Source organism: Bacillus sp. FMQ74 (assembly GCF_001875785.1).
Lineage (GTDB): Bacteria > Bacillota > Bacilli > Bacillales > Bacillaceae > Bacillus > Bacillus stercoris.
Genome location: NZ_MOEO01000012.1, coordinates 53,053 through 74,017, shown reverse-complemented (window position 1 = coordinate 74,017; position 20,965 = coordinate 53,053). Strand labels below are relative to the sequence as shown.

Below are 20,965 nucleotides of genomic sequence, written 5' to 3'. Positions count from 1 at the left end.
TAATTTTATTTGCCGTTTAGTACAGCTAAAAGATTTTGAGTAATTGAATCCACTACATGCGGATCGGTGATGTCTTCATTTCGCAAATCATAAATTACACTGTCTATGCCACTATTCAATCTATCAATCTCTGAAATTAACCAGGGCACATCAGATATAGTTGCATGCCCTCGAATCTCTTCGAGCTTTGAATCATTTTTCACTTGGCTCACCTCCAAGTACGCTGTTTATTCTTTCAATAGCAGCCCTTGCAAGTTTGATATTCCATTGATCAAGCTTCTGGTTGGCTTTGATTTGGAACTCCTCAATCATTTGCGCAGCCTTTTCATTTTCAGTGATCATCGTTTTGATCTGAGAAATTAAGCCCACGCGCTCTGTTTCTTCCTCCGCCTTTACGTCAATGCCAAGCTCAAGCCACTGATAAAGTTTGCGGCCGACTTCTGGGTTTAGCTTTATTGAAGAGCCTTCAAACATCCTCGTATTGTCTTTTGACGTCTCAGCCATATGATCAATGTCGATATTGAAATTGAGCATAAACTCGTATTCCATTTCATCTTTCTGTACAGGTTTTGTCCCAACCTTACGCGGAGCCATTTTGCCGTTACTATCAGGCTCCACTACATACTCCGTTTTTGTTCTCAATGTCGCCAAGATGTGGACATCATTTTGCGTCAATGTCTTAATAAGTTTGGTTGTTTCCGGCGCAAGCTTGCCCCAGTTTTGAAACGAGTTCCCGGACATGCTGCCATGGGTTTCAACTATTCCGCCTTCACCCTGCCAGTTGTGTGAAAGTGAATCAATCACGACAACCTCAGCACCGGCGTTTTTAATCGCCTCTACAGCCATTTGATAACGTTCTGTTGTATAGGGCGGCGTAAAATCAATATGCTTAAAGCTGCCGATGCGAATTTCATCAAACTGCAAATTAGCGTATAGTTTTGCACGTCGGTGCTCGGTATCAACGACACCAATCTTTGACCAGATTTCCTCATCGTTTGCTTCTGGGTATGCTTCACGCATCATTCCGTAAGCTACCAGCAGGGCGCCGGCTGTTTTACCGGAACCACTCGGACCGATAAAGCCCACAATTGCTTTTTCCTTTTCACGCTGCGCGTCTGTTACTTGAAACATCCCTTACACCTCCACTTTGAAGCTGACTGTTTCCGGCTGCACTTCTACGCCCGGGACAGCTTGTCCATTTGAATCTATTACTATTGGTTTACCTTCAAGCTCGGTGACAGTGAGTGTCTTTTTAAGATCACCCCACGCCACAGACTCTTTTATAAACTCTTCCATACCGGCATCCTTCACATGCTGCAGAAGTTTTTCCTTGTCCACTTCTTTAGGCGTTGCTTTGGTTGTCCGGCTTTTAGATCTCCCATAAGGTGTGGAAAGTGTTTTTGCCTTCGGATCTTCCTGCAGTTGCTTTGTATGATAGACACTAACCAGGTTTTCAAAAAATGAAAGACTGTCAGCTAAAGGCTTAAGCTCCTGCCTTTCCCATTCTTCAATACGTTGCTTTTCTGTGGCTGCCAGTGCTTTGATTTCCTTTTCCTGCGACTTCAGTGCAGCTATTTTCCGGAAAGCCCAGTTCAGGCTGTTCATATCAGTAATTTCAAACTGTGGACGGTCTCCCGACAGTTCGCCGTTGTTAATTTCATTTAGTTCAAAGTCCTGTAAAGGATTCATATGAGACACCTTCCTCTATTTGATTTTGTTGAGAGATCCATTTAAAATGGAGTTGCTTGTTTGTTTTTAGTCCACATTGCCGTGTGGGCTTTTTTTATTTACTTCTTCATCGGCATCCTCTATGATCGGATGCTCAAGATTCATATACAGGCCTCTTTACAATTGAGACATCAAGACCTTTACTAAGAAATTGAGTTGCAACTTCATGTAGCTGAACGACTTGTTCAGGATGATGCATCCGTTTGATTTCCTTGAACATTTCAGCAGCTGACAAACAGAGATCAATACATTCATCGAAATTGTTGTCCTCTATTTCATCTGGAAGCAATTCGTTCAGCAGAAACTGTGTGGATGCCAATTTACGTTTAGCTTTTTCCTTATCTGATTTAAGAAATTGATTTAGATTCATTCTTCAAATCCTTTCAGTTCTAAGTAGACATGACATTGTCTCACCATTTGTCTATTAGAGAAATTAGCAACCTTTAATCGGTTCTTTTTAATCATTTTTTGCTCAAATTCTGCAAAGAAAGCAGCAAGCTTAAGAGCATTTTTCATCTTAGCCTCCTTTTTAAGAATCCGTGGTACAGAGTACTTCATGAAAAATTCGTAAAGTCTTTCTTCAACATGTGCGGGTAGTTCTTTCATTTTGGTCCTCCTTTAATCTCTCGTCTTTATAGAGTCAACAGCTTCCATATTTTTTCGAATCCATTCTAAAACCATGTCTCGAGGAAATAGTATTCTTTCCCCTACTTTAAATTTAGGAAAGTCCTCCCTGTAAATGACATGTGCGTCAAGCGTTTGTGAACTGACGTTAAAAATGTATTTAGCTAGTTGAGCTTTACTGATCATATAAGGAAGTTCATGTTCTTTTCGATTGTCCTCGATTATTGAAGCTGCTACTTCTTGAAGCAAATCATATAAATTGTTTCTAAATAAATCAGAATCAGCTTTCATCGTTAATTCGATCATTCTTATTCACCTCCTTACGATGCACGTTCTTCTCGTTCAATTATCGGAAGTATACCTTTTTTATTTTTTAGGGTTTCATAGATAAACAACCGGCCTTTCTGAGTCCAATAAGTGTGAAGCTTGCTTTTATCAGAGTCGATTGCATGAGTCTTACTTTGTGTGTAACCTTTATCAGCGTATTTCTGATATAGCAGCCAACAGTCGCCCTGCTTATATTGAATTCCTAACTCATGGAGAAGTTTGTTCATCTTAGTTCCACTCATCCCATAGTCTTTAGCTATCTTGCTGATTGAAAGTAAGGATTTATTCTGTAAAACCAAATCATAGTAAGATGCTTTAGGTTGTAGCTCATTTATCATTTGATTTTTCTGAGCATTTTCCAAAAGAAGATATTCATTCTTTTCTGCTAGGTCAGCAGCAAGCCGTAAAGCTTCTGGTAATGACTGAGGAATGTTGGGCTTAAGTTTGTTTTCCATTTCTTCAAACTTTGTTACATAAGCAGCTGTGAACAAAACACCTTTTTCACCTGTCATTTTGTTTGCAACCATGTCGCAGCCTTTACGAGTCAAAAGATAACATAATCGTGTTTCTCCCTTATTGTCTTCATAAGTTGAAGGAACGAAGAATTCTAACGGACGCAATTTTGCGTCGGTTAAAATATCTAAATAACTTTTGATAGCCCTAATTAAGTCTGTATGTCGTTTCCCTGTCAATTTGGCTACCTGTCGACTCTCTACCATCAAATCTCCATTGTTATTAATTATTTTTAAATGCAATTCATTTCCCCTCCATAACGGATAATTTAATTATCCAAAGTAGTAAAAAAAATAGAAAACCGTTGACTAGTGCGATTAAATTATCTATAATCCAAATATGGATAATTTAATTATCGCTTTTGGCATACTTAAGAGACGTATTACAAAAGTAATCCGGAAATAATTTATCTGCCGGTTGATCAAAATAATAACATAATCGAAACATTAGATCTCTGCCAGGAGTAAATGTTCCATTTTCAATCATACGCAGATAGACAGTTGAAATACCGTTTTCTTTTGCCACATACTCTTGTGTGCCTTTGGCTTTGCGACACTTAGAAAAGTATTGGCGTTTTTTGGTCACTTTATCCACCACCTTCCTTTCGGTAGTTCTGATTATAATGGATAATTTAATTATCCGTCAACCCCGAATGGAAAATTTTTTTCTGGAGGACAATTATGAGTTTAGGTAAAAATCTAAAAAAACTTAGATCACAAAGAGGGTTGAGTCAGTACCAAGTGGCAGATAAGTTGGAAATTCAACGTGGAAGATATAATTCATGGGAAAATGATATAGCAAAACCTAGCGTCGAAATGTTAAAGAAGATAGCTGATTTTTATAACGTGGGGATTGATTTTCTTCTTGGAAGAGATAATAACGAATCTACTTTAAATGAATTTGATGAAGAAGTAAGAACAATTGCAAGAGATATAAACAATTTGAATACTGGACAAAAGGATGCTTTAAAAGCATTAATAAAAACAATGCAACAACGAGGAAAAGAAGCGATGGATGAATGAAATTTCCTAAAAAAGCTCGGTACACTAAAGTGATGCAGAAAGTTAGTTATTTTTTTGCTAACGAAAATATTTCTGACTTTCCAATAGACCCATTCCAAATTATCAAAAGAAATAAATGGGGATTAATTTCGTATTCTGAATTAGCAGAAATACACGAAATGAGCATCCCTGAAATAATAGAGGCATTTCAAAGTAAAGATGGTTACACCATTTATGATGGGATAAACCACACAATTGCTTATAACGATACAATTATGATACCAGAAAGAATCCGTTTTACTTTAATGCATGAAATAGGCCATATATATATGAACCATCTTGTTGAACTCGAGGAAACTATACTAAGAAGAAGTAAAATGACTGAATCAAAGTATAGAGTATTAGAAAACGAGGTGAACTCATTTGCTAGAAATGTACTCGCTCCTGCTGTATTAGTTAAACATTTAGACATAAAAACGGAAGCTGAATTAATTAACTATTTCAAAATATCTAAGCGAGCTGCAAAGGTAAGATTAAAATCATTAAGTTTTGATTTATACAATACGTTTATGCCAATGATTAACCTTCAATTAAAATGTTTTAAACAATTTATTTCAACTATAAAAAATTCAATATTTTGCCGTAATTGTGCTCATTCTTTTGTTAATAAATCAGCAAAATATTGTCCTATTTGTGGAAATAACAAACTAATAAATAAAAAGGAGAAAACAGAGTTGATATATAGTGGTTACCAATTAGACAAAAATGGAAGAGCACTTATTTGTCCTAAATGCCAAAACGAACAAGTGAATCACGAAGGTGATATATGTAAAATTTGCAGTGCATATTTAATTAATAAATGCGCCGACACATATCAAACAGATGACACAGGATGGAACTTTGTTCAACAAAGTTGTGAATCAATACTAGACGGTAATGCTCGTTATTGTTCAAAGTGTGGTAATGAATCTACGTTCTATCGTCAAGGACTGTTGCAAGACTGGATTGAAGAAAAACAAAATTACGAAAATAATTCGAACCCATTTCCTTTTACAGTTAATTATAATAATACTTAAAATTCTCTCAGGAGGTAAATATGGCTACATTCAGAAAAAGAGGAGACAAGTGGGAATATCGTGTCTCCTTCAAGGACCCTTTTACTTTAAAATATAAAATAAAATCAAAGAGTGGTTTTAAGACAAAGAAAGAAGCTCAAAAAGCTGCTGCAGAACAAGAAAAGCAAATAGCTGCAGGATTTGAATTTGATACAGAAACCATGTCGCTTGAGCAATTTTTATTTAGTTGGCTACATGAATACAAAAAAGACACCGTTAGAAAGAATACATATGAACTCCACGAACGAAACATCAAGAATCATATTCTTCCTTACTTCAAAAACATCAAGATTACAGATATTAAACCTATTATGTATCAAAAATTCCTTAACTTTTTAACTGATCAGGGGTACAGCAAACGCACTGTGGAAATTATACACGGTACAATGTTTAATGCTTTTAGTAAAGCTGTCATCATAGGAAAATTAGAAAAAAACCCTTGTTACGGGGCCACAATATCAAATAAGAATGAAAAGAAAAAAGGTACACTCGAATACATGCTTTCTGAGGATATTCCGAAATTTCTTCAGGAAGCATATAAGTATAACTATATATATTACATCTTTTTTAGAACGCTCATAGAGACCGGTATGCGTAAAGGTGAAGCTGCTGCTCTTCAATGGACAGATATCAACTTAAGAGAGAATTACATAGACATTAAAAACACCCTAGATTTTTCTGCAAAAACAGCTGCTGAACTCTTCGGCGAAACTAAAACTTATGAATCCAAAAGAAGAATATCAATTGGTGCTTCCCTTTCTGCTGCTTTACAAAAACATAAGAAGTGGCAATTTGAGAATAAACAAATGTTACAGGATGATTATAAACATGATCTCAATTTAGTATTTTGCAGAGTTGACGGGAATTTTTTACCTAAGTCCACCCTTTTTAATGCGTTTAATCGTATTTTAAAGCGAGCTGACATAAATAAAATGCCTATCCACGCATTACGGCATACACATGCTGTTTTACTTTTAGAGTCAGGCGCTGATATGAAATACATTCAAGAACGCTTAGGACATAAAAGCATGATGGTAACTGCCGATGTTTATTCACATATTAGTAAGAAGCTTGACCAAAATCGAATAAAGGATTACGAGAAATACGTGTCCTCAATTGTGGAGTTAGATTCATAACTTCAAATTTTTTTGGTCATATTTTGGTCAAGGACCAAAAATATTGTTCTCTTAATCTTTTGACCAAAATTTAAAAATCCCCTGACACCAATAGTGCCAAGGGATTGAAAGATTAATACTGAGACATATACTGTTCGCGTTCCCAAGGATGTACTTGCGTGCGGAACATATCCCATTCGATTTCTTTTGCTTCGATGAAGTGTTCGAATAGGTGCTCGCCCAGCGCTTTGACCATGACTTCGTTTGATTTGAATTCTTCTAGCGCTTCCGCAAGTGTTGCTGGAAGGTCAACGATTCCGTTTTCCATGCGCTCCTCTTTGCTCATCACATAGATGTTGCGGTCGATTGGAGCTGGCGCTTCCAGTTTGTTTTTGATTCCGTCTAATCCTGCAGCAAGCAATACGCTAAGTGCAAGGTACGGGTTAGCAGCTGGGTCTACGCTGCGTACTTCAACACGTGTGCTGATGCCGCGGGAAGCCGGGATACGGATAAGCGGGCTTCTGTTTTGCGCGCTCCATGCTACATAACAAGGTGCTTCATAGCCAGGAACGAGACGTTTGTAAGAGTTTACTGTCGGGTTTGTTACTGCTGTAAAGCTTGTTGCGTGCTTCACGATACCTGCAATGAAGTGTTTTGCTGTTTCACTTAACTGAAGATCTGCGCTTTCATCAAAGAATGCGTTAACACCATTTTTGAAGAGTGATAGATTGCAGTGCATACCTGAACCGTTCACGCCGAACAATGGTTTTGGCATAAATGTCGCATGCAGGCCGTGTTTGCGGGCAATTGTTTTGACAACTAGTTTAAATGTTTGGATGTCATCACAAGAGCGGACTGCTCCAGCATATTTAAAGTCGATTTCGTGCTGACCAGGTGCTACTTCGTGGTGAGATGCTTCGATTTCAAAGCCCATCTCTTCAAGCTCAAGTACGATATCGCGGCGGCAGTTTTCTCCTAAATCAGTTGGAGCTAAGTCGAAATATCCGCCTTTGTCGTTTAGTTCAAGCGTCGGCTCGCCTTTTTCGTCCAATTTGAATAAGAAGAATTCAGGCTCCGGTCCAAGGTTGAAATCACTGAAGCCGAGGTCTTCCATTTCTTTCAGAATCCGTTTTAAGTTGTTTCGCGGGTCACCTTCGAAAGGTGTGCCATCTGGATTGTAAATATCACAGATGAAACGTGCTACTTTACCTTTTTCAGCTGTCCATGGGAAGATAACAAATGTATTTAGATCTGGATACAGGTACATGTCTGACTCTTCGATACGAACGAATCCCTCAATAGAAGAACCGTCAAACATGACTTTATTATCAAGCGCTTTTCCAAGCTGGCTTACAGGAATCTCAACATTCTTGATTGTTCCAAGAATGTCAGTAAATTGAAGGCGGATATACTTCACGTTTTCTTCTTTTACTAATTTTTCGATATCTTCTCTAGTGTACTTTGCCATTTGGTAAAATTCCTCCTCTTAAAAGGTAAATGTATATAGCAAAACAGTTGCTAACGGATTAATGAAAGAAGCGGGACATGTCGCCTTGACGGAATGTATTCCCTCTTTGAAAACGGCCGGCTTGCATAAGCTCGTTTTTCAGGAGCTGTCTCAGTTCGTCATCAGACAGATCATGTTTCATTGGTTTTTTCGTCTTCTCATTTTGTTTTTGCTCCGGCTCGGCTTCCGCCTTCGCCAGAATCTGTTTAATTCCTGCCATGTTTACACCTTGTTCTATCAGGTGCTTGATTTCTAACAGTTTATCTACATCATGAAATGAAAATAATCGTCTATTCCCTTCACTTCTGGCTGGAAATATCAGTCCATTTTCCTCATAATATCGAATTTGTCTTGCTGATAACTCCGTTAACTGCATGACAATTCCTATTGGAAATAAAGGCATTGAGCGGCGAATATTATCACTCATCTCAATTTCCTCCTTTTCTTAACTTAGTTTCATTATAGGTGATGTTATATTTTGTGTCAATAAGATGTAAGGATTCTTAACATCAAATCTAGAGAAATTTTTAAAAAATTTAAATTAATTGCTTTTCCATCAATGAATCCACTGCACTGCATATGGCATTCTTCACATGCGAATAGGTTAATCCTCCCTGAACATACGCTACATACGGCGGGCGGATAGGGCCATCAGCTGATAATTCAATGCTTGCTCCTTGAATAAATGTGCCTGCTGCCATAATGACATCATCCTCGTATCCTGGCATATAGGCCGGATAAGGCGTCACATGAGCATTGATTGGCGATGCAAATTGAATAGCCTGGCAAAAAGCAATCATCTTTTCTCTGTCAGAAAACTCAACGGATTGTATTAAATCCGTTCTTTTCTCATCCCATTTCGGGTTTGAAGTGAAGCCGAGTTTTTCAAGGAATCTCGCTGTAAACACCGCTCCCTTTAGACTTTGAGACACAACGTGAGGCGCCAAAAAGAAGCCTTGGTACATTTCTTGGAGCGAGTAAAGAGACGCCCCTGCTTCTCTGCCGATGCCAGGTGACGTCATACGGTATGAGCAAGCTTCAATCCATTTCGCTTTTCCAACGAGGTAACCGCCTGTTTTCGCAAGACCGCCGCCGGGATTTTTAATAAGAGATCCCGCCATCAGGTCTGCTCCGACATGGCAAGGCTCAAGCTCTTCCACAAATTCTCCGTAACAGTTGTCCACAAAGACGATCAGGTTTTCATTGATTTCTTTTACAAAACGGATCATTTCTTTTATTTCACTAATTAAGAAAGAAGGGCGATTCGCATACCCTTTTGAGCGCTGAATGCCGATTACTTTGGTCTTCGGATTAATCGCAGCGGCGACTGCATCATAGTCTATCTTTCCGTCTTCCGTCAGATCAACAGCATTGTAGCCGATTTGAAAATCCTTTAATGATCCAGCGTTTTCTCCGCCTCTGACGCCCACAATTTCCTCTAGCGTATCATACGGCTTGCCCGTTATATAAAGGAGCTCGTCCCCCGGTCTGAGGACACCGAACAAAGCAATCGAGATGGCATGTGTGCCTGAAATGATTTGCGGCCTTACAAGCCCCGCTTCTCCGCCAAACACATCCGCATATATGCTTTCAAGCGTGTCTCTTCCGATATCATCGTAGCCGTATCCAGTAGACGGCGTGAAATGAGTGTCGCTTACTTTGTGTTTTCTATAGCTTTGAAGCACTCTCCATTCATTTCGCTCGCTGATTTCTTCTATTTGTTTATGAACGCCGGCAATGTCCGCTTCCACTTCCATTGCCGTTTTTTTCAGTAATTCTCCGTGTGTTAATGTGTCAAACATGTCTTTATATTTCCTTCCTACATATACTTCTTTAATTCACCGATGATACTTTGCTCTTCTTGGACATAGCCCGATATGTCATACCGTTCATTTTCTTCATTAAAATAGAAACGGTCTACCATTGTTTCCGATTTGATTCTGGAAAGGAGTTTCCCTTCACTTGCCGGCACATGTGCTTCAAAAGACGTTAACAGCTCTTTGCGCAAATAGTGCTGAATCGCTTCTTTAAAGGTTTCAGCGTCGTCCTCAAATTTCGCACTGACCATAATGTGATCCCTTCCGGCGGACGGTATAAAATCAGGCAGTCTTTGATCACGTTTATTGTAAGCCGTGAGCATCGGGATATCGTCTGCTTCAAGTTCCTCAAGCAGCCGAAGGACTGTTTTTTCATGTCCCGCATAATCCTCATTTGAAGAATCAATTAAATGCAGGATCAAATCCGCTTCTTTAACTTCCTCAAGCGTTGACCGGAATGCAGCAATCAATGTCGTTGGAAGATCCTGAATAAATCCTACTGTATCTGAAAGAAGAACACTGTAGCCGCTTGGCAGGACCATTTTTCTGGTCATCGGGTCCAGCGTGGCAAACAGGAGGTCTTCTTCATAGCTGTCAGCACTCGTCAGGCGGTTGAACCATGTTGATTTCCCCGCGTTTGTATAGCCGACAAGCGCAATTTGAAGCACACCGTTTTTCTTTCTTCTTTCTCGGTATCGGCTTCTATGACGAATGACAGTTGAAAGCTGTGTGTTGATTTCATGAATGCGATTTCTGATATGGCGGCGGTCGGTTTCCAATTTCGTTTCTCCGGGACCTCTCGCACCAATTCCTCCGCCTTGCCGGGAGAGGTTGATCCCTTGTCCCGTCAGACGCGGCAGTGCATATTGGAGTTGAGCCAGCTCAATTTGAAGTTTGCCTTCTCTTGTTCTCGCCCGCTTTGCGAAAATATCTAATATCAATTGCGTGCGGTCAATCATCTTCACTTCGATTGCTGTTGCTAATGACTTCAGCTGGCTTGGCGACAGTTCATCATTAAAAATGAGGAGATCAGCTTCAAGCTCTTCCACCAGCGCCTTCAGCTCTTCTACCTTCCCTTTTCCTATATATGTAGCGGCGTCAGCCCTGTTCCGTTTTTGCGTGACGCTGGTCAATACTTTTCCGTCTGCTGTTTTTGTCAGAGATGCTAGCTCTTCCATAGAATTTTCAAAATGCTCATCTGTGATATGTGGCAGCTGACATCCGACTAAAATGGCTTTCTCCTGAATCGTTTCTTGTTCGTTCAAATGGATGTTCCTTTCTTTTGCATATTGGGCAGTAGTATTATCATACCAAACCCTGCATGTGTATACCACAAATCGATTGCTTTGAAAAGCAGAAATACAAGCAAAAAACAGACCTCTCAAAAACTGAGAGGTCTATGCAGATCCAGATGCTTCTTCTTTAATGGAAAGATCTTGGCTTTTGATTGTCATCAAGTCGCTTTTTAAGTATTGGTCTCCCATTAAAAGCCTCATGGCTTGTGCTCTGATCGATTTTTCGATCACATTTCTGACAAAACGTCCATTGCTGAATTTAATGGGACTTGTCGTGCTTTTCACTGTCATTAAGTAATCTTTCAATTTCCATTCCGCTTCTTGACTGAGCTGGTATTCCCTTTCATCGATCATTCGTTTCGCAATCTCCATGAGCTGGGTCACAGAATAATCCGGAAAATCAATGGAGATGGGAAATCTTGATTGGAGACCCGGGTTTAGCGAGAGAAAATGATCCATTTCCCGAGAATATCCGGCGAGTATCAAAATAAACTCATGCTGTTTGTCTTCCATATGCTTGAATATGGTTTAATCTTTTATGCGAGTTTATAAACTCCCCTCCCTGCTCGCCGTTAAGAAAATCCACATGGCTGTTTTCATTATTAAGTGAAGAACTTTTCCATACAACTTCCATGTGATCATCATCAAACAGAGTTACTTTTTCAATGAAGAAATCAAGGAATTGCCGTTTTTCTTCTATTGTAATTTCATTTTTAATCATTTTAGAGAACGAGCCGATATACTCAATCATTTTTTGTTTTTTGTCTTCAGTTTGTTTATTTGCAACCAATTGTGAATTAATTATTTTAATCTCATTCTCAATATGCTCTTTGTTCTGTTCCAATGGCTGAGACAGTTGGTCGAACATACTCTCTTTAATTTTCCCTTTTCCAAAAAGAATCACATAATTTGCAATTTCTTCATCTATCTCACCAAGTTGTTTTTCTAATCGACTTGCTTTTGCTTTAAGCTCATCGATTTTCTTTTGATCAGAGGCTTCCTCTAAAAATGATTCTAAAAATTTCTCTGGGTTCTTCATGAGTTTTATAAACCAATTCCAAAAAACTTCATCAACGATATCAACTCTCCAGTTCTTACCTTCGCATGAAACAACTTTCTTGCCATTTTGGTATCCTTTTGCAGTCTTTGCTCTACAAGAATAATACTTATATACGCCTGATTTAGTCTTAGAAGTTATTCCTGAGCCGCATGCCCCTCCACAACGACCGCATTTCGCCTTGTTTTTCAGCAAATAGTCTTTAGTAGCTCGACTTCTTCCCTTAAAGTTGCTCTTCAACCGCTCAATGATTTGCTCTCGTGTAGCTTTATCCCACATCGGAGGAATCTTTATCAATATCCATTCGTCTTTGTTTGTTGGCACCTGTTTCTTCTTACCGTTAATTTGAACAACTTTTGACTTTCCATAATAAAAATCACCTGTGTAATCTTCATTCTGCAACATTCTACTTACAGTTGCCTGATACCAAGTCTTTCCATTAGGAGCAGCAACCCCCCTTCTTGAAAGCTCTTTAGCAATTTCATTCGAAGACATTTTTTTGTTTAAGAGCATATCCTTCATTTCAAGCAAAATTTCTTTTTCTTCTTCGTTGTACTCAGGAAGATCTGTCACTGTGTTAAATTTGTATCCGTACAACCTTTTAAATGAAGGGAACTCACCTTTCTTTGCTTTAGCCAATCTTCCTCGCTTTGAGTTAGCATGAATTTTCGCCTTATTGTACTGTGCAATTGAACCTTGAATGTTGTACATCAGCATTGATTCAGGATCATGAGGATTAACTTCAAATTCAATAAACTCGATATCAACACCCATACCCCATATTCTTCTTGATACCACACCCTGTAAGGTGTTATCTCTAGTTAGACGATCTGGGTGTAATACAATGAATTTTTTCCCTAGTCCTTTTTCTAATAAATATAAAGCGTGATTAAGAGCTGGTCGATTTGGATCATCACCCATGCCCCCCGGTTCAACCAACGCAATTATTTCACTTTCCTTGTATCCAAATTTAGAGATTGCTCTTTCTTTACACCTTTCTATTTGTGACTCAATTGAGAAACCCTTATTAGCTTGATCTGTTGTTGATACTCTGGCATAAATTAATGCGTTAATTTTGCCAATCAAATGCATTATATTGTCCGTGCTTAGCTTTTGATCTCCCTTTAATATAAGCAATAGATCATAACCTCCATATTGCTTTATCTTTTATGCCTGTATATAAGCACAAGTATACCATGGGAAAAACAGGTATACTTGTTTCACCTTATGCTTTTTTATACTTGTACATTAATGTAGCTGCAAAATCATAAAATTCCTTAGATGATATCACCTCATTCACCCAATTTTCTACATCCTTAGTAATGTCTGTGGTTACTTTATAGTTTTCTGGGCATTCTCTTCGTTTGCTCATTGATGCACCACTCCCATAGATGACTTGTCATCAATGTATGAATTAAGTGGGTTGTCCAATAACTTGGATTTCTTTATCAAATCATCGCAAAGTTTGTTTAGATAATATGTATAATTCACTTTCTTTTTCATCCATTGCACTTCTGTACCGATCTCTTCACAAATTGCAATCGGGATACTGGCTTTGTTTACTTTATTCTTATATGTATGTTTCAACTGTTTTTCAGCTATGTTCTTATATGCAAGGAAATCATTAATATGTACGAAATAAACTTTGTTTTCCGGCTCTCTAAACTGAAACAGAAAACCAGGGATTATGTTTGGGTATTGTGTTGCTTCCTTTAAATATTTAATCTGCTGAGGCTTTATGATCTTCTCGCTGAAGGAAATAGACTTGTCTTTTGTTGATTTAAGTTCAAAAGGAAACAAGTACCCGTTAAAATGCAAAAAACAGTCATATTTGTTTTTCGATACTGCTGCTCCCCTTTTCAAGAACATTGGATTAACGTCTTTAATCCGGTAGAAGAATAACTTCTGATCTATTGCAGATTTTTCAATGTTCGCTTCAAAAACTTTCCCTTGATTGTTTGCTCCCAATCAATCACTCTCCTAATCTATATTGAAGGTAAATTATGTATGTGCTAAAATCGTTGCTGAAAGAGGTGTACATAGTGAAAAAACAATGGAAACCAGTTGATTCAAGACTCAATGAGCTTATGCATGAATATAGCGTTTCAATTGAAGACCTTGTTGAACGTACTGGATTACCTAAACAACGTATTAATGATTATGTAAGTGGTGTTAAATCAAATATGAATATTGGAACAGCAATGACATTTGCTGATGCTATAGGTTGCTCTATTGAAGAGCTGTATGTATGGAACTTTAAAGAGCGCAGACAATTGATCAATTAACTTACACGGTGGTTCCCTTTTTGATCCACCTGATTTCCTGCATTAATTCCTCATTATTGTCAGCTAAGTTAATTAAGTTACGATGCGCTCTTTGCAAATCTTTTTCTTCAATGGCCTCCTTTACTGTTTTCATTTGTCTATCCATTTTGTTATACAGTGTATGAATTGAATAATATACCTCGTTAATTTTCTCCACCTCCACTAATTTTATTTTTACTCTAAATAAAAGACCGGTTTTATTCAGTTTTTGAGCCTTTACATACATGGAAATAACCGATGATAAAAGTCAAAACCCCACTTATGATGGCCGGAACAAAATACTTCTGAGCGATGGTAAAACCCATAATAAACGCTTCTACAATACCAAGACCATAGGTTAACGTCAGTACTGGCTTATTCATTGAAACAACCCTCCCCAAATTACCCCTGCAGCGATCGCAGCTATAAAGACAGAAACAAATTTCATTATAATGAAGAATTTGATATGCTTTGTTTCATCTTCATTTAAGTTCAAATCTGATAAAGCGAATAGACCAAACATAATCAACAAAACCCATGCTGTAACAATCATCTACTTTGAACCTCTTTCGACTGCATATCTGTCAGTAATGTCATTTAAGATTGTGCTACTTGAAGAAAGTTTGTTGCTCTCACTAGCTTTATTTTTAATGTAATTAATGAAATCATCGAACTGAATCAAATACACTCCGTAAGCTGTGTTATTCAGTTTATCAATGGTACCGTCACTTGGTTTCGAAAACCAGCTGTCAGTACCTTGCCCATACACTTCAAAAATCTGAATTATCTCGTCCTTATACTCAAAGTAAGCCAGTTTATTTTCAAATTCACATTCCTCATCAACTGGATTTCCTACATGATTTGTTGCATATTCCATCATTGAAGTAAGCATGTAACCTAATTCAACATCCGAGAAACTTAGCTGTGGTTTAGGTGTTCCATAATAAATATCGGCCTCATTTAGCGATCCCCTTTTATTAACTTCTTTAATGATCTCTTTGATAGCAGTGTAGCCTTCATGAATAATAAAATCTCTTCGCATCTCGTCTCTTCGTTTATATTCATCTAAGAAACTTGTTATCTTAAACTCTGTATTCTTCATTTAACTCCTCCTTACATAGGTCAATGTATTGTTGAAGACTGCTCACAAATGAAATTATGCAGCTTCTTATTTCTTCTAGATCTGCAAAGTCCATTTCGCTTTTTAAGATATACTCATCAAGTTCCAACATTGCAAGAAAACGGTCATCTTTTGGCAAGTTGTTAAAGTTAATACTCTTTAATTTAGGAATTCCTTTATTTATAAACCATTCAACAAAAAGGTTATCCTTGCTTTGTCTTTTAGCCTGGGACAAAAAATCATAATATCTTTAGAATTCTTTATATTGAAGTATATGTGCAAGCTCTCTTTTATAAGGTCAAACAGTCGCAGTAAACAACAGCTAATTCTAGACTCTGAATCAGTTCTATAATTTAAATCAAACCAGGTTAATTTCTTCTGCACTTAAACCCCTCCTTGTGCAAATCGATTATTTCTGGTACACGTTGAAAGAAAGTAATTATGCAATCTCTAGCATCAAAGGGGTATTCGCAATCAATTTCAGCACTAGATATGTAGATTTCGTATTCAATGCTGGATATTAGTTGAGGATTATAAGGCAGCTCGAACTGTAAGCATTCCCTCAGATTAGGTAGCTGCGAATTGATAAACTCCAAAAACTTCTTCTCATACTCAGGAACACGTTCATATAATTTGTTTACAAGCTCTTCAATTGTGTTTGCTTGCACTTTGTAGAGATTCTCGAACAATGTTTTGTTGATGTCCATCAATTGGTATAAAGTCTTAACTGCTTTATACTTACCGGTTAAAGTCACTCCCCACCAATCAAACCGCTCAACTGTGTTTTCCATATATGTATCCCCTTTATAAAGTCAGACAATCTCAATCTTAATTTCTTCACTCTTATAAAACCCTGAATTTTTATATGATCTTCTTTCCGTCTCGATTTGTTGCACTGTCGGATATCCTCCATATCCCTTCCAGAAAACATCGTTTATGAAAAGACGATAATTCCATTCCAAATTGATGTAATACAGCTCCTTTTTCTAAATAAAATCAACATTTTATTCAGAAACTACTTCACATTTTAAAGTGTTTGTATCTACGCAGATATAGTTACCATTTACGTATATCGTTGTTAATCCACCTACTCCATCCGTTTCGTGACTAATAGAAATGCAATCTTTCTTACAGTCACCCGTAATTTCAAGATCATCTTCACTACCAAACCGCACTGATTTACCACTAAACTTTATCATTCATAGCCCTCCCTGAATAAAATTAGAATTTTAATTCCTCTTACCTCAGATTAATAACATCAACTTTTGGTATGTCTCTTAACCTTGATAAGCTATCATGGTAAACAACTCCAACAGTTTCACCTTGAAATTGCTTACCAATGAAATCTTCAACCTTCTTGAGTGCCGCTCTAAAATTTCCTTTACGCAAAAAGCGAAATTCGATTTGTCTTGAGCTTACAGTTAGAAATAAACCGATGTCTTCCTGTACCCCAGAGGAGAATCCCAATACTGGTTTACCTAATTGCATTTTGAAGTCAATTTCACAACGTTTAATTAACATTCTTAAGGGAAGTTTGTTGCTAAGAACTAACGAAAATGAATGTGACAATATGTATCCCCCCTATCTAAACCTATGATAAAGTACGTGCTCATTTATGCTCCATGGCCAATAGACATTAAAATCACCCTCTCTTTGTAAAAACGTGTATAATCCCTGAAAAAGTCTCCATAATATGATTCAAACAAGCTTGTTTTCATTACACTTTAGGAGATGAATAAGATGGCTCAACAAAGCAGATCAAGATCAAACAACAATAATGATTTACTAATTCCTCAAGCAGCTTCAGCTATTGAACAAATGAAACTTGAGATAGCTTCTGAGTTTGGTGTTCAATTAGGTGCTGAGACTACATCTCGTGCAAACGGTTCAGTTGGTGGAGAAATCACTAAACGCTTAGTTCGCTTAGCGCAACAAAATATGGGCGGGCAATTCCATTAATTTTTATGAGGGGTTAATCCCCTCCCTTTTTATACTTCTCTTCCAAACCCGTACAGAACTAATGGCATTGTATTCACCTCAGAAACTCTCATAAAATTACCTCGATCATCAATCTAAAGCCTACAACATTCTTCTCTCAGCCATTTATAAATTTTTTCTCCGACCTCTGTGTCATTCCATCCCCATTCTTTAGCTAACAAATGAATATCTCTCGGCAGTTGTTTATGTAATTGAACCACAGATGTTGGGTCTGGCTTTTTGCCATAGTAATCATAATAACAATCGTGAATCTGGTCATATATTTCTTCGTCTATCCACACATAATGACAAACCGCACACCCTGAAATTCCCTTTGGACAAGGTATTTTAATCCTATACCTGTCATTGATTTTCTCCATAGCTCGCTACTCCTTTCCATAAAATACAGATTTTATTTAATAATCACTTTACTGAACAACTTTTTCACTTATTTCAATTTCACAGTCTTCCTTAAAAACTATGCACAATTTCATTCTTATGTCGTCTTCAGTTGTGTAGCAAGTTTTAACCAAATATGCTTCTTGTATAAAGTCCTCTTCTACTATTTCATAAACATGGCCTACAAAATTTTTATACCATCCATGCCCCTTAATAATCCGTAAATTTTCTGGTTTCATTTATTCGTCCTCCTTTGCCTGCTCAACGATCTCATCGCGGCATATTTGTGTGCTTTTCTCTGGCTGCCATAAACGTTGCTCTAGCGTCGTACAGACCGGAGTCGTTACCGTATTCACATCGCCAGGTATAATAACAACGTCTTGATTCGTTTTTGCGTAGTGAACTACAAATCTATAAGAATATGCTCCGCCAATAACGATATCTCCAAAACGGGATTTATAACCGAAATATTTATCGCCCTTCTTTTCGAATACCGTATTTGCATTATTGATCAGCAATTTATTTTCCATTCCGTCAACTCCTCAGATATCATTTAATTGTTGTTTCAGATCAAAGAATTCATCATGAAGAACTTTAAATTTATCCCTATTTATGTATGCTATTTCGTTAACCAGTTCAAAAAGCTCCAAGTACTTTCTTTTATTTCTTCTAATAATACGTAAAGCAATTGTGCAGCTTACCCATTCTTCATCTTCCAATTGGGTTAAGACTTCGCTTAGCTCGAATAACAATTCAAGCTTCTCTTTGTTTTGCTGTGTTTCAAGCCTTAAAAGATCCCTCTGTTTTTCAAGTAAAGTTGTTTCAATTTGATATTTCTTTTCCTCCAAGGCTCTTATCTGTTCGTTTGTGCTATGTATTTTGTCTCCTACCTCCAATGAATCACCTCCTTAAAGTTTGAATAAAATATATTTTTATCAAAATACATATTTTTTGTTTTTATGATTTAAATAAAAAACTGTTGTCTCATCACCCTCCCATAATCATATTATACATATTTTTTATCTTTGTCTATAATTATTTTCAAAAGTTAGAAAGGAATAATTGTATTTGTTCTTTTCATCGGTTTTATTATGCAATTTATTAGTCAATTTCCAACGATCATCTAACATAGGAAAATATGAATCTGCTTCTATTGACGCTGAGTCAACAATTGTCAAATACACTTTATCAGCGTAGGGCAAGAATGCTTTGTAAATCATACTTCCCCCTATCACCATCACTTCCTCATCAGTGTTAACTTGCCCTTGAATGAGCTTTAAGACCTCCTCAATTGAATGATAAACAAAGGACGAATAATCTGGCTTAAAGTTCTGATCCCTAGTAAGTATAATATTCCTTCTATTCTGTAGAGGCTTACCTGTCATGCTGATAATTGATTCGTATGTTGATCTTCCTTGAATACATATTTTCCCCTCAGTTTTTTCTTTGAAGTGTTTCATGTCAGCAGGCAAATGATACAGTAATTTGTTTTGATATCCAATGGCTAGAGTTTTATCACAGCAAGCAATAAGAGATAGCATTAAACCGCTACCTCAAATAAAAGCTTGTCCCCATGTTTATAGTTGATTAACTTGAAATCATCAATTGTAAAATCATAAAAATCTTTGACTTCGGGATTGATCCATAATTCAGGCGCTTCAAATTGTTCTCTTCCCATTTGGATTTTCAAATTGTCTATATGACGTGTGTACACATGGCAATCACCAATGTTAAAGATATATTCACCAAGCTCATAACCTGTGACTTGAGCAATCATGCGCTGCAACACATTATACTGAAATACATTGAATGGATTTCCCAACGCCATATCATTGCTCCGTGCTCTTACCTCCAGATGGAGTTTTCCTTGTTTAACGTACCATTGCGTCTCGTATACACATGGTGTTAAGGCCATTGAGTCTAATTCATCAGGATTCCAAAGCATTGTAATGTGTCTCCGTGAAGATGGGTTGTTCTTCAATTGATGCAGAAGATAATCAACCTGATCAACCTTTTCTCCATTTAGATTTCTGTTTTTCTTGGCCAGCTGGAATCCATATGCATGTCCAATGGTGCCATCTTCTTGTTTCCATTGATCCCAGATATGTACACCCATCTTGTTTAAATCATTAACATCGTTAGATTTTAGCTGCCAAATCCAGAGTAACTCTTTAATGGCTGTTTTCCAGGCAACCTTTTTTGTCGTTAAAATAGGAACTTCTGAGTTGTCGAATCTCATTTGTTTACTGATCACGCTTAGTGTATGAGCCGGTGTTCCATCAGAATCCCACTTTGTTCTTACTTGAAATTCTTCGTCTGAGATTCCATTATTTATAATGTCATTTATGATTGAGTTGTATTGTTTATCGAATTGAGTCATTTAAAATTAACTTCCTTTCATTTACACACTTTGGTAAGATATTCTTAGTTATAAATTGGAAAGGGATGGTCAGTTATGCCTGTTTATAAGTATAAGCCGGAGTTTGTTAGCAAAGTTATTGAGTGTAAAACTGAAAGATTAACAGATTCCATTGAAGCTAGGTACTGTTTATCGATAAAGTTAAACAACTCTTTAGACTCCTCTTTTGTTTATATAATGCTAAATCCAAGTATGGCAGGTAGGGATGTTTCTGACCTAACCATAAACAAGCTTTGTAAATTCAGCCACTCCCTAAACGAAGTAGGCACAATTCATATTGCCAATCTTTATCCTTTTTATGAAACTAATTCTATGTTGTTATCTTCTCTAATTAAAAACTTACAAAACGAAAACAAAAATTTATTTGATACAGTAATGGCAACTAATCGGCAGGTATTGAGCTCCCTTGTAAAAGATTCAAAAAAAGTCGTCTTGGCTTGGGGAGATTGCCCTGATTTATTTGATAAGCAATTCCATATTAAACAATGCAATGACTTTATGTTGTTGCTTAAAGAAGCGAATCAGAATCAGGTTTATGTAATAAAAACTCATTTTGACAAGCTTTTAACTGTGAAAAACTCTCCAAGACATCCTTCAAGACCTATGCTAAAAGGACTTGAGCCGTATAATGAGTGCAGCTAAACACAA

Annotated in this window: 35 protein-coding genes and 1 pseudogene; 6 read left to right on the top strand and 30 right to left on the bottom strand. The window is 37.3% G+C overall.

The window, feature by feature from the left end; genetic code table 11:
- Positions 1-5: 5 nt before the first annotated feature.
- The 8 genes from BLL41_RS18945 to BLL41_RS18910 form a co-directional block, all read right to left on the bottom strand.
- The gene (locus BLL41_RS18945; protein WP_071579053.1) at positions 6-203 is read right to left on the bottom strand and encodes a hypothetical protein; all 198 of its coding nucleotides are present in this window, start codon (positions 201-203) and stop codon (positions 6-8) included.
- Positions 193-1,131 (bottom strand): AAA family ATPase, encoded by a 939-nt coding sequence (locus BLL41_RS18940; RefSeq protein WP_071579052.1) that lies wholly within the window; start codon positions 1,129-1,131, stop codon positions 193-195. The genes BLL41_RS18945 and BLL41_RS18940 overlap by 11 nt, the downstream gene beginning before the upstream one ends.
- 3 nt (positions 1,132-1,134) lie before the next feature.
- Positions 1,135-1,689 carry a host-nuclease inhibitor Gam family protein gene (locus BLL41_RS18935; RefSeq protein ID WP_071579051.1) on the bottom strand — a complete coding sequence of 185 codons (555 nt, stop codon included), beginning with the start codon at positions 1,687-1,689 and terminating at the stop codon, positions 1,135-1,137.
- Between the two features lie 133 nt (positions 1,690-1,822).
- On the bottom strand, positions 1,823-2,098 hold the full coding sequence (locus BLL41_RS18930) for a YqaH family protein (RefSeq protein ID WP_071579050.1): 276 nt from the start codon (positions 2,096-2,098) through the stop codon (positions 1,823-1,825).
- Complete coding sequence (locus tag BLL41_RS18925; protein ID WP_033881116.1) at positions 2,095-2,334, bottom strand: hypothetical protein; 240 nt, start codon at positions 2,332-2,334, stop codon at positions 2,095-2,097. Before BLL41_RS18925 ends, BLL41_RS18930 begins: the two co-directional genes overlap by 4 nt.
- Positions 2,335-2,346: 12 nt before the next feature.
- On the bottom strand, positions 2,347-2,658 hold the full coding sequence (locus tag BLL41_RS18920) for a MerR family transcriptional regulator (RefSeq protein WP_071579049.1): 312 nt from the start codon (positions 2,656-2,658) through the stop codon (positions 2,347-2,349).
- A gap of 14 nt (positions 2,659-2,672) precedes the next feature.
- Positions 2,673-3,434: a Rha family transcriptional regulator gene (locus tag BLL41_RS18915; RefSeq protein WP_141770216.1), complete on the bottom strand. Its 762-nt coding sequence runs from the start codon at positions 3,432-3,434 to the stop codon at positions 2,673-2,675.
- A 106-nt stretch (positions 3,435-3,540) separates the two neighbouring features.
- Positions 3,541-3,777, bottom strand: coding sequence for a helix-turn-helix transcriptional regulator (locus tag BLL41_RS18910; protein WP_059335915.1), 237 nt, complete (start codon positions 3,775-3,777; stop codon positions 3,541-3,543).
- Positions 3,778-3,872: 95 nt separating this feature from the next.
- Here BLL41_RS18910 and BLL41_RS18905 point away from each other — a divergent pair, with 95 nt between their 5' ends.
- Genes BLL41_RS18905 through BLL41_RS18895 form a run of 3 tightly spaced genes read left to right on the top strand, consistent with a single transcriptional unit; the run spans position 3,873 to position 6,444 of the window.
- On the top strand, positions 3,873-4,214 hold the full coding sequence (locus BLL41_RS18905) for a helix-turn-helix domain-containing protein (protein ID WP_071579048.1): 342 nt from the start codon (positions 3,873-3,875) through the stop codon (positions 4,212-4,214).
- Positions 4,211-5,269: an ImmA/IrrE family metallo-endopeptidase gene (locus BLL41_RS18900; protein ID WP_071579047.1), complete on the top strand. Its 1,059-nt coding sequence runs from the start codon at positions 4,211-4,213 to the stop codon at positions 5,267-5,269. The genes BLL41_RS18905 and BLL41_RS18900 overlap by 4 nt, the downstream gene beginning before the upstream one ends.
- Positions 5,270-5,289: 20 nt before the next feature.
- Positions 5,290-6,444: a site-specific integrase gene (locus BLL41_RS18895; RefSeq protein ID WP_071579046.1), complete on the top strand. Its 1,155-nt coding sequence runs from the start codon at positions 5,290-5,292 to the stop codon at positions 6,442-6,444.
- Positions 6,445-6,556: 112 nt separating this feature from the next.
- Here the strand turns inward: BLL41_RS18895 and glnA are convergent, their stop codons facing one another.
- From glnA to BLL41_RS18855, 8 genes and pseudogenes are all read right to left on the bottom strand, one after another.
- Complete coding sequence (glnA, locus tag BLL41_RS18890) at positions 6,557-7,891, bottom strand: type I glutamate--ammonia ligase (protein ID WP_015252037.1); 1,335 nt, start codon at positions 7,889-7,891, stop codon at positions 6,557-6,559.
- Between the two features lie 58 nt (positions 7,892-7,949).
- Positions 7,950-8,357 (bottom strand): transcriptional repressor GlnR, encoded by a 408-nt coding sequence (gene glnR, locus BLL41_RS18885; protein WP_003238341.1) that lies wholly within the window; start codon positions 8,355-8,357, stop codon positions 7,950-7,952.
- Between the two features lie 109 nt (positions 8,358-8,466).
- Positions 8,467-9,732 (bottom strand): methionine gamma-lyase family protein, encoded by a 1,266-nt coding sequence (locus BLL41_RS18880; protein WP_071579045.1) that lies wholly within the window; start codon positions 9,730-9,732, stop codon positions 8,467-8,469.
- Between the two features lie 17 nt (positions 9,733-9,749).
- A complete protein-coding gene (gene hflX / locus BLL41_RS18875; protein ID WP_071579044.1) occupies positions 9,750-11,012 on the bottom strand; it encodes a GTPase HflX in 1,263 nt (420 codons plus the stop codon).
- Between the two features lie 132 nt (positions 11,013-11,144).
- Positions 11,145-11,570: pseudogene (locus tag BLL41_RS18865) on the bottom strand (stage V sporulation protein K); the annotation flags it as partial.
- Positions 11,536-13,236, bottom strand: coding sequence for a recombinase family protein (locus BLL41_RS18860; RefSeq protein ID WP_071579043.1), 1,701 nt, complete (start codon positions 13,234-13,236; stop codon positions 11,536-11,538). The pseudogene BLL41_RS18865 and the gene BLL41_RS18860, both read right to left, overlap by 35 nt.
- A gap of 88 nt (positions 13,237-13,324) precedes the next feature.
- A complete protein-coding gene (locus BLL41_RS22845) occupies positions 13,325-13,471 on the bottom strand; it encodes a hypothetical protein (RefSeq protein ID WP_177230643.1) in 147 nt (48 codons plus the stop codon).
- Positions 13,468-14,067 (bottom strand): Holliday junction resolvase RecU, encoded by a 600-nt coding sequence (locus BLL41_RS18855; protein ID WP_071579042.1) that lies wholly within the window; start codon positions 14,065-14,067, stop codon positions 13,468-13,470. The genes BLL41_RS22845 and BLL41_RS18855 overlap by 4 nt, the downstream gene beginning before the upstream one ends.
- Positions 14,068-14,141: 74 nt before the next feature.
- Here BLL41_RS18855 and BLL41_RS18850 point away from each other — a divergent pair, with 74 nt between their 5' ends.
- The gene (locus tag BLL41_RS18850) at positions 14,142-14,384 is read left to right on the top strand and encodes a helix-turn-helix domain-containing protein (RefSeq protein WP_083428078.1); all 243 of its coding nucleotides are present in this window, start codon (positions 14,142-14,144) and stop codon (positions 14,382-14,384) included.
- 1 nt (position 14,385) lies between these two features.
- Here the strand turns inward: BLL41_RS18850 and BLL41_RS18845 are convergent, their stop codons facing one another.
- From BLL41_RS18845 to BLL41_RS18815, 8 genes are all read right to left on the bottom strand, one after another.
- Entirely contained in the window at positions 14,386-14,571 is a 186-nt protein-coding gene (locus tag BLL41_RS18845) for a hypothetical protein (protein WP_083428077.1), read from the bottom strand.
- 49 nt (positions 14,572-14,620) lie between these two features.
- Complete coding sequence (locus tag BLL41_RS22840) at positions 14,621-14,785, bottom strand: hypothetical protein (protein WP_177230642.1); 165 nt, start codon at positions 14,783-14,785, stop codon at positions 14,621-14,623.
- Entirely contained in the window at positions 14,782-14,955 is a 174-nt protein-coding gene (locus tag BLL41_RS18840) for a hypothetical protein (RefSeq protein ID WP_071579040.1), read from the bottom strand. Before BLL41_RS18840 ends, BLL41_RS22840 begins: the two co-directional genes overlap by 4 nt.
- Positions 14,956-15,504: a hypothetical protein gene (locus BLL41_RS18835; protein WP_071579039.1), complete on the bottom strand. Its 549-nt coding sequence runs from the start codon at positions 15,502-15,504 to the stop codon at positions 14,956-14,958.
- Positions 15,485-15,757, bottom strand: coding sequence for a hypothetical protein (locus BLL41_RS18830; protein WP_256252464.1), 273 nt, complete (start codon positions 15,755-15,757; stop codon positions 15,485-15,487). Before BLL41_RS18830 ends, BLL41_RS18835 begins: the two co-directional genes overlap by 20 nt.
- Positions 15,758-15,890: 133 nt before the next feature.
- Positions 15,891-16,313, bottom strand: a complete 423-nt coding sequence (locus BLL41_RS18825) for a hypothetical protein (RefSeq protein WP_071579038.1) — start codon at positions 16,311-16,313, stop codon at positions 15,891-15,893.
- Positions 16,314-16,526: 213 nt separating this feature from the next.
- Complete coding sequence (locus tag BLL41_RS18820; RefSeq protein ID WP_071579037.1) at positions 16,527-16,721, bottom strand: hypothetical protein; 195 nt, start codon at positions 16,719-16,721, stop codon at positions 16,527-16,529.
- A 40-nt stretch (positions 16,722-16,761) separates the two neighbouring features.
- On the bottom strand, positions 16,762-17,091 hold the full coding sequence (locus BLL41_RS18815; protein WP_071579036.1) for a hypothetical protein: 330 nt from the start codon (positions 17,089-17,091) through the stop codon (positions 16,762-16,764).
- A gap of 171 nt (positions 17,092-17,262) precedes the next feature.
- Here BLL41_RS18815 and sspC point away from each other — a divergent pair, with 171 nt between their 5' ends.
- Entirely contained in the window at positions 17,263-17,481 is a 219-nt protein-coding gene (gene sspC / locus BLL41_RS18810; protein ID WP_009967454.1) for an acid-soluble spore protein SspC, read from the top strand.
- Between the two features lie 113 nt (positions 17,482-17,594).
- Here sspC and BLL41_RS18805 read toward each other — a convergent pair whose 3' ends face one another.
- The 6 genes from BLL41_RS18805 to BLL41_RS18780 form a co-directional block, all read right to left on the bottom strand.
- The gene (locus BLL41_RS18805; protein ID WP_071579035.1) at positions 17,595-17,879 is read right to left on the bottom strand and encodes a hypothetical protein; all 285 of its coding nucleotides are present in this window, start codon (positions 17,877-17,879) and stop codon (positions 17,595-17,597) included.
- 48 nt (positions 17,880-17,927) lie between these two features.
- Positions 17,928-18,137 carry a hypothetical protein gene (locus BLL41_RS18800; protein WP_071579033.1) on the bottom strand — a complete coding sequence of 70 codons (210 nt, stop codon included), beginning with the start codon at positions 18,135-18,137 and terminating at the stop codon, positions 17,928-17,930.
- Positions 18,138-18,428 (bottom strand): hypothetical protein, encoded by a 291-nt coding sequence (locus tag BLL41_RS18795; RefSeq protein WP_071579032.1) that lies wholly within the window; start codon positions 18,426-18,428, stop codon positions 18,138-18,140.
- A gap of 12 nt (positions 18,429-18,440) precedes the next feature.
- Positions 18,441-18,794 (bottom strand): hypothetical protein, encoded by a 354-nt coding sequence (locus tag BLL41_RS18790; protein WP_071579031.1) that lies wholly within the window; start codon positions 18,792-18,794, stop codon positions 18,441-18,443.
- 123 nt (positions 18,795-18,917) lie between these two features.
- Positions 18,918-19,439, bottom strand: a complete 522-nt coding sequence (locus BLL41_RS18785) for a dihydrofolate reductase (protein ID WP_071579030.1) — start codon at positions 19,437-19,439, stop codon at positions 18,918-18,920.
- Entirely contained in the window at positions 19,439-20,278 is an 840-nt protein-coding gene (locus BLL41_RS18780; protein ID WP_071579029.1) for a thymidylate synthase, read from the bottom strand. The genes BLL41_RS18785 and BLL41_RS18780 overlap by 1 nt, the downstream gene beginning before the upstream one ends.
- 75 nt (positions 20,279-20,353) lie before the next feature.
- On the opposite strand from BLL41_RS18780, the gene BLL41_RS18775 reads away from it, so the two are divergent.
- On the top strand, positions 20,354-20,959 hold the full coding sequence (locus BLL41_RS18775) for a DUF1643 domain-containing protein (RefSeq protein ID WP_071579027.1): 606 nt from the start codon (positions 20,354-20,356) through the stop codon (positions 20,957-20,959).
- The last annotated feature ends 6 nt before the right edge of the window (positions 20,960-20,965 follow it).

Bases quoted from the DNA above. Each gene is read 5' to 3' on its own strand.
- BLL41_RS18820 (WP_071579037.1), bottom strand. From the start codon at position 16,721: ATGATAAAGTTTAGTGGTAAATCAGTGCGGTTTGGTAGTGAAGATGAT.
- BLL41_RS18900 (WP_071579047.1), top strand. From the start codon at position 4,211: ATGAAATTTCCTAAAAAAGCTCGGTACACTAAAGTGATGCAGAAAGTT.
- BLL41_RS22845 (WP_177230643.1), bottom strand. From the start codon at position 13,471: ATGAGCAAACGAAGAGAATGCCCAGAAAACTATAAAGTAACCACAGAC.
- BLL41_RS18920 (WP_071579049.1), bottom strand. From the start codon at position 2,658: ATGATCGAATTAACGATGAAAGCTGATTCTGATTTATTTAGAAACAAT.
- BLL41_RS18780 (WP_071579029.1), bottom strand. From the start codon at position 20,278: ATGACTCAATTCGATAAACAATACAACTCAATCATAAATGACATTATA.
- BLL41_RS18825 (WP_071579038.1), bottom strand. From the start codon at position 16,313: ATGGAAAACACAGTTGAGCGGTTTGATTGGTGGGGAGTGACTTTAACC.
- BLL41_RS18880 (WP_071579045.1), bottom strand. From the start codon at position 9,732: ATGTTTGACACATTAACACACGGAGAATTACTGAAAAAAACGGCAATG.
- BLL41_RS22840 (WP_177230642.1), bottom strand. From the start codon at position 14,785: ATGAATAAGCCAGTACTGACGTTAACCTATGGTCTTGGTATTGTAGAA.
- BLL41_RS18930 (WP_071579050.1), bottom strand. From the start codon at position 2,098: ATGAATCTAAATCAATTTCTTAAATCAGATAAGGAAAAAGCTAAACGT.
- BLL41_RS18925 (WP_033881116.1), bottom strand. From the start codon at position 2,334: ATGAAAGAACTACCCGCACATGTTGAAGAAAGACTTTACGAATTTTTC.
- BLL41_RS18895 (WP_071579046.1), top strand. From the start codon at position 5,290: ATGGCTACATTCAGAAAAAGAGGAGACAAGTGGGAATATCGTGTCTCC.
- glnR (WP_003238341.1), bottom strand. From the start codon at position 8,357: ATGAGTGATAATATTCGCCGCTCAATGCCTTTATTTCCAATAGGAATT.
- BLL41_RS18800 (WP_071579033.1), bottom strand. From the start codon at position 18,137: ATGAAACCAGAAAATTTACGGATTATTAAGGGGCATGGATGGTATAAA.
- BLL41_RS18835 (WP_071579039.1), bottom strand. From the start codon at position 15,504: ATGAAGAATACAGAGTTTAAGATAACAAGTTTCTTAGATGAATATAAA.
- BLL41_RS18935 (WP_071579051.1), bottom strand. From the start codon at position 1,689: ATGAATCCTTTACAGGACTTTGAACTAAATGAAATTAACAACGGCGAA.
- BLL41_RS18840 (WP_071579040.1), bottom strand. From the start codon at position 14,955: ATGATTGTTACAGCATGGGTTTTGTTGATTATGTTTGGTCTATTCGCT.
- BLL41_RS18905 (WP_071579048.1), top strand. From the start codon at position 3,873: ATGAGTTTAGGTAAAAATCTAAAAAAACTTAGATCACAAAGAGGGTTG.
- BLL41_RS18785 (WP_071579030.1), bottom strand. From the start codon at position 19,439: ATGCTATCTCTTATTGCTTGCTGTGATAAAACTCTAGCCATTGGATAT.
- BLL41_RS18805 (WP_071579035.1), bottom strand. From the start codon at position 17,879: ATGGAGAAAATCAATGACAGGTATAGGATTAAAATACCTTGTCCAAAG.
- BLL41_RS18940 (WP_071579052.1), bottom strand. From the start codon at position 1,131: ATGTTTCAAGTAACAGACGCGCAGCGTGAAAAGGAAAAAGCAATTGTG.
- BLL41_RS18795 (WP_071579032.1), bottom strand. From the start codon at position 18,428: ATGGAAAATAAATTGCTGATCAATAATGCAAATACGGTATTCGAAAAG.
- glnA (WP_015252037.1), bottom strand. From the start codon at position 7,891: ATGGCAAAGTACACTAGAGAAGATATCGAAAAATTAGTAAAAGAAGAA.
- sspC (WP_009967454.1), top strand. From the start codon at position 17,263: ATGGCTCAACAAAGCAGATCAAGATCAAACAACAATAATGATTTACTA.
- BLL41_RS18775 (WP_071579027.1), top strand. From the start codon at position 20,354: ATGCCTGTTTATAAGTATAAGCCGGAGTTTGTTAGCAAAGTTATTGAG.